This is a genomic window from Paraburkholderia sp. (assembly GCF_036488795.1).
Classification (GTDB): Bacteria; Pseudomonadota; Gammaproteobacteria; order Burkholderiales; family Burkholderiaceae; genus Paraburkholderia.
Genome location: NZ_DASXHA010000072.1, coordinates 1 through 16,369 on the forward strand (window position 1 = coordinate 1; position 16,369 = coordinate 16,369).

The following is a 16,369-nucleotide window of genomic DNA, read 5'->3' on the forward strand; positions in this document are numbered from 1 at the left end:
GGTGCCGTCAATCGAATTCGGCCGGATCGGCGCGCAGGCCGCCAAGCAGGTGATCCTGCAGAAGGTGCGCGACGCCGAGCGCGAGCAGATCCTCAACGACTTCCTGGAGCGCGGCGAAAACATCATGACCGGTACGGTCAAGCGCCTCGACAAGGGTAATTTCATCGTCGAATCGGGCCGTGTCGAAGCGCTGTTGCGTCGTGATCAGCTGATTCCGAAGGAAAACCTGCGCGTGGGCGACCGTGTGCGCGCTTACATTGCCAAGGTCGATCGCACCGCTCGCGGTCCGCAGATCGAACTCTCGCGTACGGCGCCTGAGTTCCTGATGAAGCTGTTTGAAATGGAAGTGCCGGAAATCGAGCAGGGCCTGCTCGAAATCAAGGCGGCCGCACGCGATCCGGGCGTGCGCGCCAAGATCGGCGTGGTCGCTTATGACAAGCGCATCGACCCGATCGGCACTTGCGTCGGCATTCGCGGCTCGCGCGTGCAGGCGGTGCGTAACGAGCTTGGTGGCGAAAACGTCGACATCGTGCTATGGTCGGAAGATCCCGCCCAGTTTGTGATCGGCGCGCTCGCGCCGGCAGCCGTTCAGTCGATCGTCGTCGATGAAGAGAAGCATTCGATGGACGTCGTCGTCGACGAAAACGAACTGGCGGTCGCAATCGGCCGTAGCGGCCAGAACGTGCGTCTTGCCAGCGAACTCACCGGCTGGCAGATCAATATCATGACGCCGGACGAATCTGCGCAAAAGCAGAATCAGGAACGCGGTGTACTGCGTGACCTGTTCATGGCGCGTCTCGATGTCGACGAAGAAGTGGCTGACATCCTGATCGACGAAGGCTTTACGAGCCTCGAAGAGATCGCGTATGTGCCGCTCAACGAGATGCTAGAGATCGAAGCGTTCGACGAAGACACTGTTCACGAACTGCGCAATCGCTCACGCGATGCGTTGTTGACGATGGCAATCGCGAATGAAGAAAAGGTCGAAAATGTAGCGCTCGACCTTAAGAGCCTGGACGGCATCGACGCCGACCTGCTCGCAAAGCTGGCCGAACACCAGATTCACACGCGTGACGAACTGGCCGAGCTGGCAGTAGACGAATTGGTCGAGATGACCGGAATGGAAGAGGATGCCGCTAAGGCGTTGATCATGAAAGCACGTGAACATTGGTTCCAGTGAGAAATGACCATGGCGCACTAAATTGAAGCGGCCGTCAGGCCGCATGACAAGATGCTAACCGCAAGGAATCGGTCCTTGCATTAAGAGGAATGAATGGCGAGTAACAACGTAGCCCAATTTGCCGCGGAACTGAAAATGCCAGCAGGCGTGCTCCTCGAGCAACTGCAGGCAGCTGGCGTCACAAAAGCGAGCGAAGACGACACCTTGTCCGAAACGGACAAGGCGCGTCTGCTCGACCACTTGCGCAAGTCTCACGGCTCGACTGATGCGGACAAGCGCAAGATCACGCTGACGAAACGGCATACGTCGGAGATCAAGCAATCCGACGCGACGGGTAAGGCTCGTACCATTCAGGTCGAGGTGCGCAAGAAGCGCACGTTCGTCCGTCGTGATGAAGCGGCGGGCGAAGGCGGCGATGCATCGAATCATGTGGCCGAGGCCGACACGGATACGGACGATCTCGAACTTCAGCGTCGCGAAGAAGAAGCGCGCCATGAAGCCGAACTGCTCGAAAAGCAGGCGCAGGAACTGAAGGCGCGCCAGGAGCAGCTCGAGCGCGAAGAAGCCGAGCGTCAGGCACGCGAACAGGCTGCTGAAGCCGAGCGTCGTCGTGCGGAAGAAGAGGCGGCGAAGAAGCGCGCTGCTGCGGCGGCGGAAGCTGCGGCGCAGAAGAAGGCCGAGCAGGCTGTGCAAGCCGCTCAGCCCGCAGCCGTCGCGGGCGCCACGAGCGAGCAGGATGACGAGCGCGCTGCAGCAGAGCGCGCCGCGCAACGCGAAGCCGCGAAGAAGGCGGAAGACGCCGCGCGTCAGGCCGCGGAAAAAACGCGTGCCGAGCAGGAAGAAATCAGCAAGCGCCGTGCAGCGGCGGAAGCCGAAGCCCGCGCGATTCGCGAAATGATGAACACGCCGCGCAAGGCCCAGGTCAAGGCGCCGGAACCGGCGCCGGCCAAGCCTGCGGAACCGGCGAAGGCCGCCGAAGCCAAGGGCACGCTGCACAAGCCGGCTCGTCCGGAAGGCGCAGCACCGGCACGTCCGGCGGCGAAGAAGCCGGCCGCAGCGGCACCGGCAGCCACCACGGCGCCGTCGGCAGGCGACAAGAAGAAACCGGGCGCAGGCAAGGGCGGCTGGCAGGACGACGCAGCGAAGCGCCGCGGCATCAAGACGCGTGGCGATACGAGCGGCGGTGTCGATCGCGGCTGGCGCGGCGGCCCGAAGGGGCGCGGCAAGCACCAGGATCAGAGCACCACGTTCCAGGCGCCGACCGAACCTATCGTGCGTGAAGTACACGTGCCGGAAACCATTACGGTCGCCGACCTGGCGCACAAGATGGCCGTGAAGGCATCGGAAGTCATCAAGTCGATGATGAAGCTCGGCCAGATGGTCACGATCAACCAGATGCTGGACCAGGAAACGGCGATGATCATCGTCGAGGAACTGGGCCATCATGCGGTCGCCGCCAAGCTGGACGATCCGGAAGCCATGCTGGTCGAAGGCGAAATCACCGACGCAGAACTGCTGCCGCGTCCGCCGGTTGTGACCGTGATGGGTCACGTCGACCACGGCAAGACCTCGCTGCTCGACTACATCCGGCGCGCCAAGGTGGCGGCCGGTGAAGCGGGTGGGATTACTCAGCACATCGGCGCCTATCACGTCGAAACGCCGCGCGGCGTGATCACGTTCCTCGACACGCCGGGTCACGAGGCCTTCACGGCTATGCGTGCTCGCGGCGCCAAGGCAACGGACATTGTGATTCTGGTGGTCGCGGCCGACGACGGCGTGATGCCGCAGACGAAGGAAGCCATCGCCCACGCGAAGGCTGGCGGCGTCCCGCTCGTCGTCGCAATCAACAAGATCGACAAGCCGGATGCGAATCCGGAGCGCGTGAAGCAGGAACTCGTCGCAGAAGGCGTCGTGCCGGAAGAATACGGTGGCGATTCGCCGTTCGTGTCGGTGTCGGCCAAGACCGGCGCGGGCATCGACGACCTGCTCGAAAACGTGCTGCTGCAGGCCGAAGTGCTGGAACTGAAGGCACCGGTCGACGCACCGGCCAAGGGCCTCGTCATTGAAGCGAAGCTCGATAAGGGTAAGGGTCCGGTTGCGACCATCCTCGTCCAGTCGGGTACCTTGAACCGCGGCGACGTGGTGCTGGCAGGCAGTGCCTATGGCCGCGTACGCGCCATGCTCGACGAAACCGGCAAGCCGACCAAGTCGGCCGGCCCGTCGATCCCGGTCGAGATTCAGGGTCTGTCGGAAGTGCCGCAGGCTGGTGAAGAAGTCATCGTGATGCCGGACGACCGCAAGGCGCGCGAAGTCGCCCTGTTCCGTCAAGGCAAGTTCCGCGATGTCAAGCTGGCCAAGCAGCAAGCCGCCAAGCTCGAAAACATGCTGGAACAGATGGGCGAAGGCGAAGTGCAGTACCTGCCGCTCATCGTCAAGGCAGACGTGCAAGGTTCGCAGGAAGCGCTGGTGCAGTCGCTGCAAAAGCTGTCCACAGACGAAGTGCGCGTGCAGATCGTGCACGGCGCCGTGGGTGGCATCAGCGAAAACGACGTCAACCTGGCAACGGCCTCGAAGGCGGTCATCATCGGCTTCAACACCCGTGCGGATGCACAGGCGCGCAAGCTGGCGGAAGCCAACGGTATCGACATTCGCTACTACAACATCATCTATGACGCTGTGGATGAGGTGAAGGCTGCAATGTCGGGCATGCTGGCACCGGAGAAGCGCGAAGTCGTCACCGGTATGGTCGAAGTGCGTCAGGTCTTCAAGGTACCGAAGGTCGGTACGGTGGCCGGTTGTATGGTCACGGACGGCTTCGTCAAGCGTTCGTCGTCGGTCCGCGTGCTGCGCAACAACGTCGTGATTCACACGGGCGAGCTCGATTCGCTCAAGCGCTTCAAGGACGATGTGAAGGAAGTCCGTCAGGGCTTCGAGTGCGGTATGTCGGTCAAGAACTTCAACGACATCGTCGAAGGCGACCAGTTCGAGGTCTTCGAAGTCACCGAAGTCGCGCGTTCGCTGTAATTCAGGCGCAACGCTGAAGGGGCGGAGCGGGCGCTTGAGCCGCTCCGCCCCTTGTTTTTGTGCCTGCCGTTCGCGCTCGCAGCGTCTGCTGCCGACGCGCGAACTCATTGCTATCCGCCTTGAGCGGATCACGGATTCACCATGCCCAAGAAACGTTCTTCCCCCAATCGCAACGTGCAGATCGCCGATCAGATCCAACGCGACCTGTCCGAGCTGCTGCGCGAGGTCAAGGATCCGCGCATTGGCATCGTCACGATCCAGAGCGTCGAACTGACGCCGGACTACGCGCATGCCAAGGTCTACTTCACGACGCTGACGGGCGATCCGCAACAGACACTCGCGGCGCTCACGCATGCCGCCGGTCATCTGCACAACCAGCTGTTCAAGCGCCTGCACATCCACACCGTGCCGACGCTGCATTTCCACTATGACAAGACGATCGAGCGCGCAGTGGAAATGTCGCGTTTGATCGACGAGGCGAATGCCAATCGCGCGAAAGAAGACTGATTTCGCGTTGCCGTCTCGCTGGTTGGTGACTTCCTGTTCGCCCTGATTTTTCTGACATGACCGACTCTACACGCGCCCCTCGGCGCGGACCTCAGCAGCCCCGCGTGCCGCGCCGGGCGCTCGACGGCGTGTTGTTGCTGGACAAGCCGGTCGGCCTGTCCAGCAATGACGCGTTGATCCGGGCCAAGCGTCTTTATCTGGCGAAGAAGGCCGGCCATACCGGCACACTCGATCCGCTCGCTTCGGGTTTGCTGCCGCTGTGTTTCGGCGAGGCGACCAAGTTCTCACAAGATTTGCTGGAAGCCGACAAGACCTATGAGGCCACCATGCGCCTCGGCATTCGCACGACTACCGGCGACGCCGAAGGCGAGACCGTCGAAACGCGCCCGGTGACGTGCGACGAAGCGGCAGTGCTCGCGGCCATGGCAGGCTTTCGCGGCGACATCGTCCAGGTGCCGCCGATGTATTCGGCGCTCAAGCGCGACGGCAAGCCGTTGTACGAGTACGCGCGCGCGGGCCAAACGGTCGAGCGGGAAGGGCGCCAGGTGACCATTCACGCGCTCGAACTGCTCGTGTGCGCGCTGCCGGACGTAACCTTTCGCGTGACGTGCAGCAAGGGCACCTACGTGCGCACGCTCGCCGAAGATATGGGCGAAGCATTGGGTTGCGGCGCCCATCTGGTTGGATTGCGTCGCACAGGGGTCGGCGCGCTGACGCTGGAACACGCGGTGACGCTCGATGCCCTCTCCGACGCGGCCGAAGGCGAGCGGGATGCCTGGCTGCAGCCGGTGGACGCGTTGCTGTCCACTTTTCCCGCGGTGCACCTGGATGCGGAGGCGGCCCGCCGCTTCCTGCATGGCCAACGTCTGCGCCTTGCCGACCTGACGCTGACGCGGGACGCGGCCAACGCCGGGCGCGTGCGCGTCTATGAAGGCGAGGGCCGCTTGCTTGGCGTCGCGAAGCTGGGCGAGGGAGTGCTCGCGCCGGAGCGGCTGGTGGTCACGGCTGCGCAGTGAAGCGGGGCGGATCGTAGCCCAGCAGGATGAGGTACAAAAAAGGCGTCACCGCATGATTGCGGCGCCGCCTTTTTTCCTTGCTTGTCGCCTGCCTGAGACTATCTCCGCGGCGTTTCAACCGCGCTCGCGCTGGCGGTCCCGGTCATCAATGCGCTGCTGCCGCCGCCGCTCCCGCGTCGCCGCCAGCACGCTCAGGCCTCGTCACCCAGATCAGCGCGATCAGGGCAACGAAGATGCCCGCCGATACGAAAAACAGATCGTTCACGCCCAACTGCGCGGCCTGCTGGGTCGTCATGCTGTTGAAGAGCCCATAGGCCTGCGGCTGGCTGTAACCCGCCGCGCCCATCTGACGAATCGTTTGATCGAACACCGGGTTGTATGCGCTGGCCTGTTCCGTCAGTTGCGCGTGGTGCATGCTCGTGCGGTGATCCCAGGCGGTCTGGAAGATCGAAGTGCCGATACCGCCGCACATGATCCGCACGAAATTCGACAAGCCCGATGCCGCGGGAATCCGGTTGCCCGGCAAGCCGGACAGCGTGATCGACACCAGCGGAATAAAGAACCCGGCCATGCCGATGCCCTGAATCAGTGTGGGCAGCAGCAGCGAATTGGTGTCGACGCCAGTGGTATAACGCGAGCGCATCCAAAAGCACAGCGCGAACACGAGGAACGACACGGTGGCGATATAGCGCGGATCCGTGCGCGGCAAGATCTTGCCGGTAATGGGCGAGAGCAGCACCGCAAACACGCCCACCGGCGCCATCACCAGACCGGCGTTGGTGGCGGTATAGCCCAGATCGGTCTGCAGCCAGAGCGGCAGCAACACGAGATTGCCGAAATAGAGACCATAGCCAATCGACAGCGCCACGGTGCCGCCCGTGAAATTCCGCTTGCTGAAAAGCGACAGGTCGACCACTGGATGTTCCGCGGTCAGCTCCCACACGATGAAGAAGGCCAGCGCAATCACCGCCGTCAGCGCCAGCACCACGACGGTGGTGGACGCGAACCAGTCGAGGTCCTTGCCTTTGTCGAGCATGACCTGCAGCGAGCCCACCCAGACGATCAGCAAGGCGAGCCCCACGCCGTCGATCGGCGCCTTGCGGATGACCGAATCGCGATTGCGGAAGATCATCCACGTGGCGATTGCGGCGATCGTGCCGACCGGAATATTGACGTAGAAGATCCACGGCCACGAGATGTTGTCCGAGATCCAGCCGCCCAGAATCGGCCCGGCGACCGGGGCGATCAGCGTGGTCATGGCCCACATGGAGAGCGCCATGGGCGCCTTCGCACGGGGATAGCTGGCGAGCAGCAGCGTCTGCGAGAGCGGAATCATCGGACCGGCCACCGCGCCCTGCAGCACGCGCGAGGCGAGCAGAAACGGCAGGGTGGGCGCGAGGCCGCACATCCACGACGAGATCACGAACAGAATGATCGACGCCATGAACAGGCGCACCTGGCCGTTCCGCTCGGTGAGCCAGCCAGTGAGCGGCACGGAGATCGCGTTCGCCACCGCGAACGAGGTGATCACCCACGTGCCCTGGTCGGATGAAACGCCGAGATCCCCGGAGATGGACGGGATCGACACGTTGGCAATCGACGTATCGAGCACGTTCATGAACACGGCGAGCGACACCGCGATGGTGCCGATCACCAGTCGCGCCCCCTCGAGCGGCGGGTGAGCGACGGGCGCTTGAGCCTGAGCCATTGATTTGCAGCCTTTCTCTTTCTTGAAGCGGGTCGCCGCTTACATGGTCTTGGCTGTGGACTTCGCGGCGCGGTCGGCCGACTTCTGCGTGCTGGTGCTTTGACCGCCATTCGGACCGGCGTTCTCAGCAATGATGCGAGCGATTTCGGCGTCGGCCTGATCACCGTACTTGTCGAACACGTTGGTCTGATAGACCGTGTTTTGCGCTTCGCCCAGCTGACCGCCGTTTTCGTCCTTGATGCTGACGTCGACGTTCATGGACAGGCCAATCCGCAGCGGATGCTTTTCGAGTTCCTGCGGATCGAGCGCGACGCGCACCGGCAGGCGTTGCACCACCTTGATCCAGTTGCCCGTTGCGTTCTGTGCCGGCAGTAGCGAGAACGCCGAACCCGTGCCGGCCGAGAAGCCGACCACCTTGCCGTGGAACACGACCGAGGAACCGTACACGTCGGCCGTCAGTTCGACCGGCTGGCCGATCCGCATATGTTTCAGCTGCACTTCCTTGAAGTTGGCGTCGACCCACACGCCGTTCAGCGGCACGATCGCCATCAGCGGATTGCCCGGCGAGACGCGCTGGCCGACCTGTACCGAGCGCTTCGCCACATAACCCGTGACCGGCGCCGGCAGCGTGTTGCGCGCGTTCGCCAGATAGGCGTCGCGGACCTTGGCGGCAGCAGCTTCCACGTTCGGGTGGTTCGCGATCGTCGTGTTGGCGGTCAGCGCGCGGTTCGAGGCGAGCTGTTGCTTCGCGGCGTCGAGGGCGGCTTGCGCGCTCTTCACGGCGTCACGCGCGTGGGAGATTTCTTCCTGCGATACGGCACCCGTCTGCGCGATCGTCATGCGGCGGCGCAGGTCGTCCTGAGCGCGCGACAGATCGGCCTCGCGGACTTCGACTTGCGCCTGGTACTGGTTGTCGTCGGCGAAGAGGCCGCGCACCTGACGCACCACCTGACCCAGATTGGCTTCGGACTGCTGCAGCGCGACGCGGGCATCCGCCGGGTCGAGCACGACGACCGGGTCGCCGGTCTTGACCGTCTGGGTGTCGTCGGCGTTGACCGCGATGACCGTGCCGGTCACTTGCGGCGTGATCTGCACAACGTTGCCGTTCACGTACGCGTCGTCGGTCGACTCATGGAAGCGCGCGACGAGGAAGTAGTACAGGCCGTAGGCGACGGCGGCAATCAGGATCACGATGACGAGCAGCGTCATCATGAGTTTGCGTTTGCCGTTATTCGCCGGTTGCGCGCTGGCGGCAGGTTGTTGCGGGGTGCTCATTGATATGCTCCGTGTTCTCTCAATCTGCGTCGTTTATTTGTGTCGCTTATGTGCGTCGTTTCTTCAGATGGGCAAGCGGGTTCAGTTCGCCGCGGCCTGAGCGGCAGGCGCTGCGGCGCCGGCTGACGAAGCTGGTGCGTCGGTCGGCACCACGAGACCGGTTTGCGTCGCGTCGAAGCCGCCGCCCAGTGACTTGATGAGGCCGATCTGCATCTCGCGGCGCCGCATCTTCAGGTTCGTCACCGTCTGTTCGGCGGCGAGGCGATTCTGGTCGGCGTTGAGTACCTGCAACTGCTCCGACAGGCCGGCCTTATAGCGGATCACAGCCAGTTGATACGCCTTGGTGGACGCGTCGAGCGCACGCTGCGCGTCACCGGACTGCTGGTCGATCGAACGGATCGACGTGACCTGGGTGGCGACGTCCGACAGCGCATTGATCAGCGTCTGGTTGTAGTTGGCCACGTCCAGGTCGAAATCGGCATACCGGCCCTTCAGTTGCGAGCGCAATGCGCCTGCATCGAAGATGGGCAGGTGAATGGCGGGGCCGAACTGCGTCTGGCGGCTGGAGGAAGTGAAGAATTTGCCCCAGCCGAATGCATCGAAGCCGAAACCGGCGGCGAGATTCACGTCCGGGAAGAACTCAGCCTTCGCTTCCTTGACGTCGTGCATCTCCGCTTCGACCTGCCAGCGCGCGGCCACGATATCCGGGCGGCGTGAGACCAGGTCGGCCGGCACGTTGTCCGGCAGGGCGACCGCGTCGCCCGCCGTGAGCACCGGCTTGGCGATCTGCAAGCCGCGGTCGGGCCCCTTGCCGAGCAGCGCGCCCAGTTGATAACGCACGGTTTTGATCTGACCGTCCAGATCGCTCAGGTTGGACTGGCTGGTGGCAATGTTGCCGTTGGCGGTCTGCCGTTCGACGTTGGTGTCGAGGCCCGCCGTCACCCGGCCATTCGTGATGCGGCCAATGTCCTGACGATTGACGATTTCGCGCGCGGCGATGTCGCGCAGTGCATACAGCTGCGCGAGCTGGTTATAGGTGCTGGCCACCGACGCGGCGAGCGTCACGCGCGCCTGCTGCACATCCGCTTCCGCCGCCATTTTCTGGGACACGGCCTGGCCCAGGCGCTGCCGGTTCTTGCCCCACAGGTCCAGATCCCATGAGGCGCTTGCCAGCACGTTGTTCTCGCTATACCACGTGCCGCCGAAGGGCGGCGGGTAAATCGAGTTGGCCGAGAACAGTTCGCGGGTCCAGGAATAACTGCCGTTGACCTTCGGATAGAGCGCCGAACGTGTGCTTTCGATGTACGACGAGGCTTTGGCAAGGCGCGCCTGCGCCTGCGCGATCGACGGATTTCCGTCGAGGGCTTCGGCGATCAGTTGCGGCAGTTGCGGGTCGCCGAACTGGTTGGCCCAGTCGAGCGACGGCCACTGGCCGCCCTGGCCCGGCAGCGCCTCGCTGGATTCGTACTGCCCCGGCGACGAGATCTGCTTGTCGCTCTTGATACCGATGTAGTTCGCGCATCCCGCGAGGGCGAGCGCCGTCGCCGCGGCGGCGACAGCGGCCCGGCACGGCAGTGCGGGCGCGGACAGGGAAAGGGATTTCATCGCTCAACCCTTGAGTGTCAGTTGATTGGTCAGTTGTTTGTTTTGATGGACGCTGCAACTAAGCGTCTTACGCTTTAGCGTCGGTATTAGTTGCCGTGTCACGGGATATGCCGGATAGATCACACCCGCTATTGGTCAGTACGCGGCGCAGCATGCTCTTCAGGAAGCCGACTTCTTCCGGGGTGAAGCCGGACAGCAGGCCGTCCATCACGCCAGTGAACATGGCCGGCAGGCGCCGGGCAATGCCTTGACCTTCAGGTGTCAGGGCGAGGCGTACGACACGCCGGTCTTCATTGCTGCGCACCCGGGTAAGCAGCCCGCGCTTTTCGAGCCGGTCGATCAGACGCGTGACCGCGCTGGCGTCGATCCCATATTCGCGGGCCAGTTCGGCCGCCAGCAGGCATTTGCCGCTCGCCACCATGAACAGGATGCTGGCCTGCTGGCTGGTGATGCCGTGCTCCGCCATGGTGCGTTGGGTAATCAGATTCGACGCGGTGGATTTCACCCGCGAAATCAGATAACCGACGCTTTCGCCCAGTTGGTATGCGCTGATTTCGGGGGGCGTCGCACTCGTCTGGTCAGTCTGTTCGGTCATGATTCTCATGCGACTGCAATGGTTGACTATGCAGGATTATAGGTGGCAGTTAGTTGACGCGGCAAGCGTTATTGCAGCTTAGGCAAGGATCTATGCCTGCTCAAGCGCTTAAAGCCAGGGGGCGCGCGTGCGAAAATTGGGCGAGGCGAGTTGTCGCTGCGACAGCGGGACAGTACGGAGTGAGACCGAAGGCGACGTGGGAGATTGGGCGGCCGGATGTCGGTGCGACGTGGCTTTGCCGACAGGACCTAGGGAATACCAGATAACCTTAATCAGCGCATGCTATAATGTTGGGTTCCCAAAAGTGCGCTTTGGGCTTTGTTGGCTTTGTACACAAATGCTGCTGCTGGCGCACTCAACTGTCTCCAGGTTCCTATGACTCGCGCCCTACGCAACATCGCCATCATTGCTCACGTCGACCACGGCAAGACCACGCTCGTCGACCAGCTGCTCCGTCAAACCGCCACATTCCGCGACAACCAGGCGGTTGTCGAGCGCGTGATGGACTCGAACGACATCGAAAAGGAACGTGGCATCACGATTCTTTCGAAGAACTGCGCGGTCGAGTACGAAGGCACTCACATCAACATCGTCGACACGCCGGGCCACGCGGACTTTGGTGGCGAAGTGGAGCGCGTGCTGTCGATGGTCGACTCGGTGCTGCTGCTGGTGGACGCCGTCGAGGGCCCGATGCCGCAAACCCGTTTCGTGACGAAAAAGGCGCTCGCCCTCGGCCTGAAGCCGATCGTCGTGATCAACAAGGTTGACCGCCCGGGTGCGCGTATCGACTGGGTGATCAACCAGACCTTCGACCTGTTCGACAAGCTGGGTGCAACGGACGAGCAGCTCGACTTCCCGATCGTCTACGCCTCGGGCCTCAATGGCTATGCGGGTCTCACGCCGGACGTGCGCTCGGGCGACATGCGTCCGCTGTTCGAGGCCGTGCTGGAACACGTTCCGGTGCGCCCGGCCGACCCGGAAGCGCCGCTGCAATTGCAGATCACGTCGCTGGATTATTCGTCGTATGTCGGCCGTATCGGCGTGGGCCGCATCACGCGCGGCACCATCAAGCCGGGCATGGCCGTTGCCGTGCGTTCGGGTCCGGATGGCGCGATCCTGAACCGCAAGATCAACCAGGTGCTGTCGTTCAAGGGTCTGGAGCGCGTCCAGGTCGACTCGGCGGAAGCCGGCGACATTGTACTGATCAACGGTATCGAGGAAATCGGCATCGGCGTGACCATCTGCTCGCCGGAGCAGCCGGAAGCGCTGCCCATGATCACGGTGGACGAACCCACGCTGACCATGAACTTCCTCGTCAACTCGTCGCCGCTCGCCGGCCGTGAAGGCAAGTTCGTGACGAGCCGCCAGATCCGCGACCGTCTGATGAAAGAGCTGAACCACAACGTCGCGTTGCGCGTGAAGGAAACCGGCGACGAAACCACGTTCGAAGTGGCGGGTCGTGGCGAGCTGCACCTGACCATTCTGGTGGAAAACATGCGCCGCGAAGGCTACGAGCTGGCCGTGTCGCGTCCGCGCGTGGTGATGCAGGAAATCGACGGTGTGCGCCACGAGCCGTACGAAAACCTGACCGTCGACATGGAAGACGGCCACCAGGGCGGCGTGATGGAAGAACTGGGTCGCCGCAAGGGCGAAATGCTCGACATGGCGTCGGACGGCCGCGGCCGTACGCGTCTCGAGTATCGTATTTCGGCGCGCGGCCTGATCGGCTTCCAGTCGGAATTCCTGACGCTCACGCGCGGTACTGGCCTGATGAGCCACACGTTCGATTCGTATCAGCCGGTCAAGGAAGGCGCGGTCGGCGAGCGTCGCAATGGCGTGCTGATTTCGCAGGACGACGGCGCGGCCGTCGCGTACGCACTGTGGAAGCTGCAGGATCGCGGCCGCATGTTCGTGTCGCCGGGTGAGCCGCTGTACGAAGGCATGATCATCGGTATTCACAGCCGCGACAACGATCTGGTCGTGAACCCGATCAAGGGCAAGCAATTGACCAACGTGCGTTCGTCGGGTACGGACGAAGCGGTGCGCCTCGTGCCGCCCATCCAGATGTCGCTGGAATACGCCGTGGAATTCATCGACGACGACGAACTGGTCGAAGTCACGCCGCAATCCATCCGTCTGCGCAAGCGTTACCTGAAGGAACACGAGCGCCGCAGCGCCAGCCGTAAGGGCGCAGTGGACTAAGCAGGTAGCCTCGTAAGCGGTTGTTTCTCAAGCAAAAGCCACCCTAGGGTGGCTTTTGCCGTTTCTGCGCAGCACGTGTTGCATTCATAGCAAACGTATCGTGCAGAACACTGTTGCCAGTCCTGAGAATATCCCTGAAACCCTCTTGCGGCGGGCTTTTGCGGCACTATGCCTGCTATCTGGACTATTCGTTCTGTGCTATGCTTGCGCGGATGCAAGTTAAGGTCCTTCCAAGCAAGACTTGATTCGCGCAATCCGCCAAACGGTCAGGCCGTGTCGCGGAAGGTTTGAGTAACCCGCTATTTCTCGAGAAACTCGAAGAAAGGTGAGCGTAAATATGATGAAGCAATTCCAGTCGAACTCTTACCTGTTCGGCGGCAATGCTCCGTACGTAGAAGAAATGTACGAAGCGTATCTCGATAATCCGGCGTCAGTGCCCGAGAACTGGCGTGTGTATTTCGACGCGTTGCAGAACGTTCCTGCATCGGATGGCACCAGTGCCAACGACGTGGCTCACGGCCCGATCGTCGAATCATTTGCTCAACGGGCAAAGGCGAACGCCTTCATCCCGCGCACTGCCGCTGGCGGCGAAGATCTCGCTACCGCTCGCAAGCAAGTTTATGTGCAGTCCCTCATTGGCGCATATCGCTTTCTTGGCTCGCAATGGGCCAATCTCGATCCGCTGAAGCGCCGCGAACGTCCCGCTATTCCCGAACTCGAACCCGCGTTCTACGACTTCACCGAAGCCGACATGGACCAGGAGTTCAGCGCAACGAACCTGTATTTCGGCTTCGAGCGCGCGTCGCTGCGGGAAATCGTCAAGGCGTTGCGTGACACGTACTGCGGCACGCTCGGCGCCGAGTACATGTACATCAGCGATCCGGAACAGAAGCGCTGGTGGAAAGAGAAGCTCGAGTCGATCCGTTCGACGCCGAATTTCTCGAACGACAAGAAAAAGCACATCCTGAATCGCCTGACGGCCGCTGAAGGCCTCGAGCGTTTCCTGCACACCAAGTACGTCGGCCAGAAGCGCTTCTCGCTGGAAGGCGGCGAAAGCTTCATCGCCTCGATGGACGAAGTCGTGCGTCACGGCGGTGCCCGCGGCGTGCAGGAAATCGTCATCGGCATGGCCCACCGTGGTCGTCTGAACGTGCTGGTCAACACGCTCGGCAAGATGCCGGCCGACCTGTTTGCCGAATTCGAAGGCAAGCACGTCGACGACCTGCCGGCTGGCGACGTCAAATACCACAAGGGGTTCTCGTCGGACGTCTCGACCGAAGGCGGCCCGGTTCACCTGTCGCTCGCGTTCAATCCGTCGCACCTCGAAATCGTCAACCCGGTGGTCGAAGGCTCGGCCAAGGCCCGGATGGACCGCCGCGGCGACGACAGCGGCCTGCAAGTGCTGCCGGTGCAGATCCACGGCGACGCGGCGTTCGCTGGTCAGGGCGTCGTGATGGAAACGCTGAACCTCGCGCAAACGCGCGGTTACGGCACGCACGGCACGCTGCACATCGTCATCAACAACCAGATCGGCTTCACCACGTCGGATCCGCGCGACTCGCGCTCGACGCTGTACTGCTCGGACGTCGTCAAGATGATCGAAGCACCGGTGCTGCACGTGAACGGTGACGATCCTGAAGCAGTGGTGCTGGCCACGCAGATCGCCATCGACTTCCGCATGCAGTTCCACAAGGACGTCGTGGTCGACATCGTCTGCTTCCGTAAGCTCGGCCACAACGAGCAGGACACGCCGGCCGTCACGCAGCCGCTGATGTACAAGACGATCGCCAAGCATCCGGGCACGCGCGCGCTGTACGCTGAAAAGCTGGTTCAGCAAGGCGTGATCACCGCGGAAGAAGGCGACGAATTCGTCAAGGCCTACCGCAAGGCGATGGACGAAGGCCACCACACCGTCGACCCGGTGCTCTCGAACTACAAGAGCAAGTATGCGGTCGACTGGGTGCCGTTCCTGAACCGCAAGTGGACCGACGCGGCAGATACCGCAGTGCCGCTCGCCGAGTTGAAGCGTCTCGCAGAACGCGTCACCACGATCCCGGAAAACTTCAAGGTTCACCCGCTGGTCGAGCGCGTCATCAATGACCGTCGCGCGATGGGCCGCGGTGAAGCGAAGCTCGACTGGGGCATGGGCGAACACCTGGCGTTCGCGTCGCTGGTCGCATCGGGTTATGCAGTTCGCCTGACGGGTCAGGACTCGGGCCGTGGCACCTTCACGCACCGCCACGCGGTGCTGCACGATCAGAACCGCGAGCGCTGGAACGACGGCACGTACGTGCCGCTGCAGAACATCGCCGAAGGTCAGGCGAAGTTCACGGTGATCGACTCGGTGCTGTCGGAAGAAGCCGTGCTCGGCTTCGAATACGGCTACTCGACCGCTGAACCGAACACGTTCGTCGCATGGGAAGCGCAGTTCGGCGACTTCGTGAATGGCGCGCAAGTCGTGATCGACCAGTTCATCTCGTCGGGTGAAGTGAAGTGGGGCCGTGTTTCGGGTCTTACGATGCTGCTGCCGCACGGCTACGAAGGTCAGGGTCCTGAGCACTCGTCGTCGCGTATCGAACGCTTCCTGCAATTGTGCGCGGACCACAACATGCAGGTCGTTCAGCCGACCACGCCGGCACAGATGTTCCACCTGCTGCGCCGTCAGATGATCCGCCTGTTCCGCAAGCCGCTGATCGTCTTCACGCCGAAGTCGCTGCTGCGTCACAAGGAAGCCGTATCGGACCTGTCCGAACTGGCGAAGGGCGCGTTCCAGCCGATCATCGGCGAAGTGGACGAAGCGATCGAAGCGAAGAAGGTCAAGCGCGTGATCGCCTGCTCGGGCCGCGTGTATTACGACCTGGTTGCGCATCGCCGCGAAGCGAAGGCCAACGACGTCGCGATCATCCGTATCGAACAGCTCTATCCGTTCGCGCACAAGCAGTTCGAAGCGGAAATGAAGAAGTACGACAACGCGACCGAAGTGGTGTGGGTGCAGGACGAGCCGCAGAATCAGGGCCCGTGGTTCTACATCGAACATCACCTGAAGGAAGGCATGAAGGAAGGACAGAAGCTGGCCTACAGCGGCCGTCCGGCTTCGGCTTCGCCGGCAGTTGGGTACTACGCGAAGCATTACGAGCAGCAGAAGGCGCTGGTCGAAGGTGCATTCGGCCGTCTCAAGAGCGCGTCGATCGCCAGATAACTCATTGAACCGAACCGGGAAAGCGCAGTGCGTTTTCCCGCGGCGCGTCTGACGGCCT

10 protein-coding genes are annotated in these 16,369 nt (G+C 62.5%); 6 read left to right on the top strand and 4 right to left on the bottom strand.

From position 1 onward, the window contains the following. From nusA to truB, 4 genes are all read left to right on the top strand, one after another. The coding region (gene nusA, locus VGH41_RS09670; protein ID WP_331597175.1) for a transcription termination factor NusA at positions 1–1,180 on the top strand (1,180 nt) is incomplete at its 5' end. Positions 1,181–1,273: 93 nt separating this feature from the next. Next, on the top strand, positions 1,274–4,204 hold the full coding sequence (gene infB, locus VGH41_RS09675) for a translation initiation factor IF-2 (protein ID WP_331597176.1): 2,931 nt from the start codon (positions 1,274–1,276) through the stop codon (positions 4,202–4,204). Between the two features lie 141 nt (positions 4,205–4,345). Further along, positions 4,346–4,711, top strand: coding sequence for a 30S ribosome-binding factor RbfA (gene rbfA / locus VGH41_RS09680; protein ID WP_331597177.1), 366 nt, complete (start codon positions 4,346–4,348; stop codon positions 4,709–4,711). 56 nt (positions 4,712–4,767) lie between these two features. Continuing rightward, positions 4,768–5,727, top strand: a complete 960-nt coding sequence (gene truB / locus VGH41_RS09685) for a tRNA pseudouridine(55) synthase TruB (protein ID WP_331597178.1) — start codon at positions 4,768–4,770, stop codon at positions 5,725–5,727. A 145-nt stretch (positions 5,728–5,872) separates the two neighbouring features. On the opposite strand, the gene VGH41_RS09690 is transcribed toward truB, so the two are convergent. The 4 genes from VGH41_RS09690 to VGH41_RS09705 all read right to left on the bottom strand — a co-directional run bounded on the left by VGH41_RS09690 (position 5,873) and on the right by VGH41_RS09705 (position 10,910). After that, entirely contained in the window at positions 5,873–7,435 is a 1,563-nt protein-coding gene (locus VGH41_RS09690; RefSeq protein WP_331597179.1) for a DHA2 family efflux MFS transporter permease subunit, read from the bottom strand. A gap of 39 nt (positions 7,436–7,474) precedes the next feature. Continuing rightward, the gene (locus VGH41_RS09695) at positions 7,475–8,710 is read right to left on the bottom strand and encodes an EmrA/EmrK family multidrug efflux transporter periplasmic adaptor subunit (protein WP_331597180.1); all 1,236 of its coding nucleotides are present in this window, start codon (positions 8,708–8,710) and stop codon (positions 7,475–7,477) included. An 81-nt stretch (positions 8,711–8,791) separates the two neighbouring features. After that, a complete protein-coding gene (locus VGH41_RS09700) occupies positions 8,792–10,315 on the bottom strand; it encodes an efflux transporter outer membrane subunit (RefSeq protein ID WP_331597182.1) in 1,524 nt (507 codons plus the stop codon). Between the two features lie 67 nt (positions 10,316–10,382). Then, the gene (locus tag VGH41_RS09705) at positions 10,383–10,910 is read right to left on the bottom strand and encodes a MarR family transcriptional regulator (protein WP_331597183.1); all 528 of its coding nucleotides are present in this window, start codon (positions 10,908–10,910) and stop codon (positions 10,383–10,385) included. A 375-nt stretch (positions 10,911–11,285) separates the two neighbouring features. Between VGH41_RS09705 and typA the strand changes: the two genes are divergently transcribed. Both typA and VGH41_RS09715 read left to right on the top strand, forming a co-directional pair. Next, positions 11,286–13,112: a translational GTPase TypA gene (gene typA / locus VGH41_RS09710; RefSeq protein ID WP_331597184.1), complete on the top strand. Its 1,827-nt coding sequence runs from the start codon at positions 11,286–11,288 to the stop codon at positions 13,110–13,112. A gap of 337 nt (positions 13,113–13,449) precedes the next feature. Continuing rightward, positions 13,450–16,311, top strand: coding sequence for a 2-oxoglutarate dehydrogenase E1 component (locus tag VGH41_RS09715; protein WP_331597185.1), 2,862 nt, complete (start codon positions 13,450–13,452; stop codon positions 16,309–16,311). Positions 16,312–16,369: the final 58 nt, after the last annotated feature.

What these genes read in the sequence shown, in the direction of transcription:
- infB (WP_331597176.1), top strand. Translation starts at nt 1,274, where the DNA reads ATGGCGAGTAACAACGTAGCCCAATTTGCCGCGGAACTGAAAATGCCA.
- rbfA (WP_331597177.1), top strand. Translation starts at nt 4,346, where the DNA reads ATGCCCAAGAAACGTTCTTCCCCCAATCGCAACGTGCAGATCGCCGAT.
- truB (WP_331597178.1), top strand. Translation starts at nt 4,768, where the DNA reads ATGACCGACTCTACACGCGCCCCTCGGCGCGGACCTCAGCAGCCCCGC.
- VGH41_RS09690 (WP_331597179.1), bottom strand. Translation starts at nt 7,435, where the DNA reads ATGGCTCAGGCTCAAGCGCCCGTCGCTCACCCGCCGCTCGAGGGGGCG.
- VGH41_RS09695 (WP_331597180.1), bottom strand. Translation starts at nt 8,710, where the DNA reads ATGAGCACCCCGCAACAACCTGCCGCCAGCGCGCAACCGGCGAATAAC.
- VGH41_RS09700 (WP_331597182.1), bottom strand. Translation starts at nt 10,315, where the DNA reads ATGAAATCCCTTTCCCTGTCCGCGCCCGCACTGCCGTGCCGGGCCGCT.
- VGH41_RS09705 (WP_331597183.1), bottom strand. Translation starts at nt 10,910, where the DNA reads ATGACCGAACAGACTGACCAGACGAGTGCGACGCCCCCCGAAATCAGC.
- typA (WP_331597184.1), top strand. Translation starts at nt 11,286, where the DNA reads ATGACTCGCGCCCTACGCAACATCGCCATCATTGCTCACGTCGACCAC.
- VGH41_RS09715 (WP_331597185.1), top strand. Translation starts at nt 13,450, where the DNA reads ATGATGAAGCAATTCCAGTCGAACTCTTACCTGTTCGGCGGCAATGCT.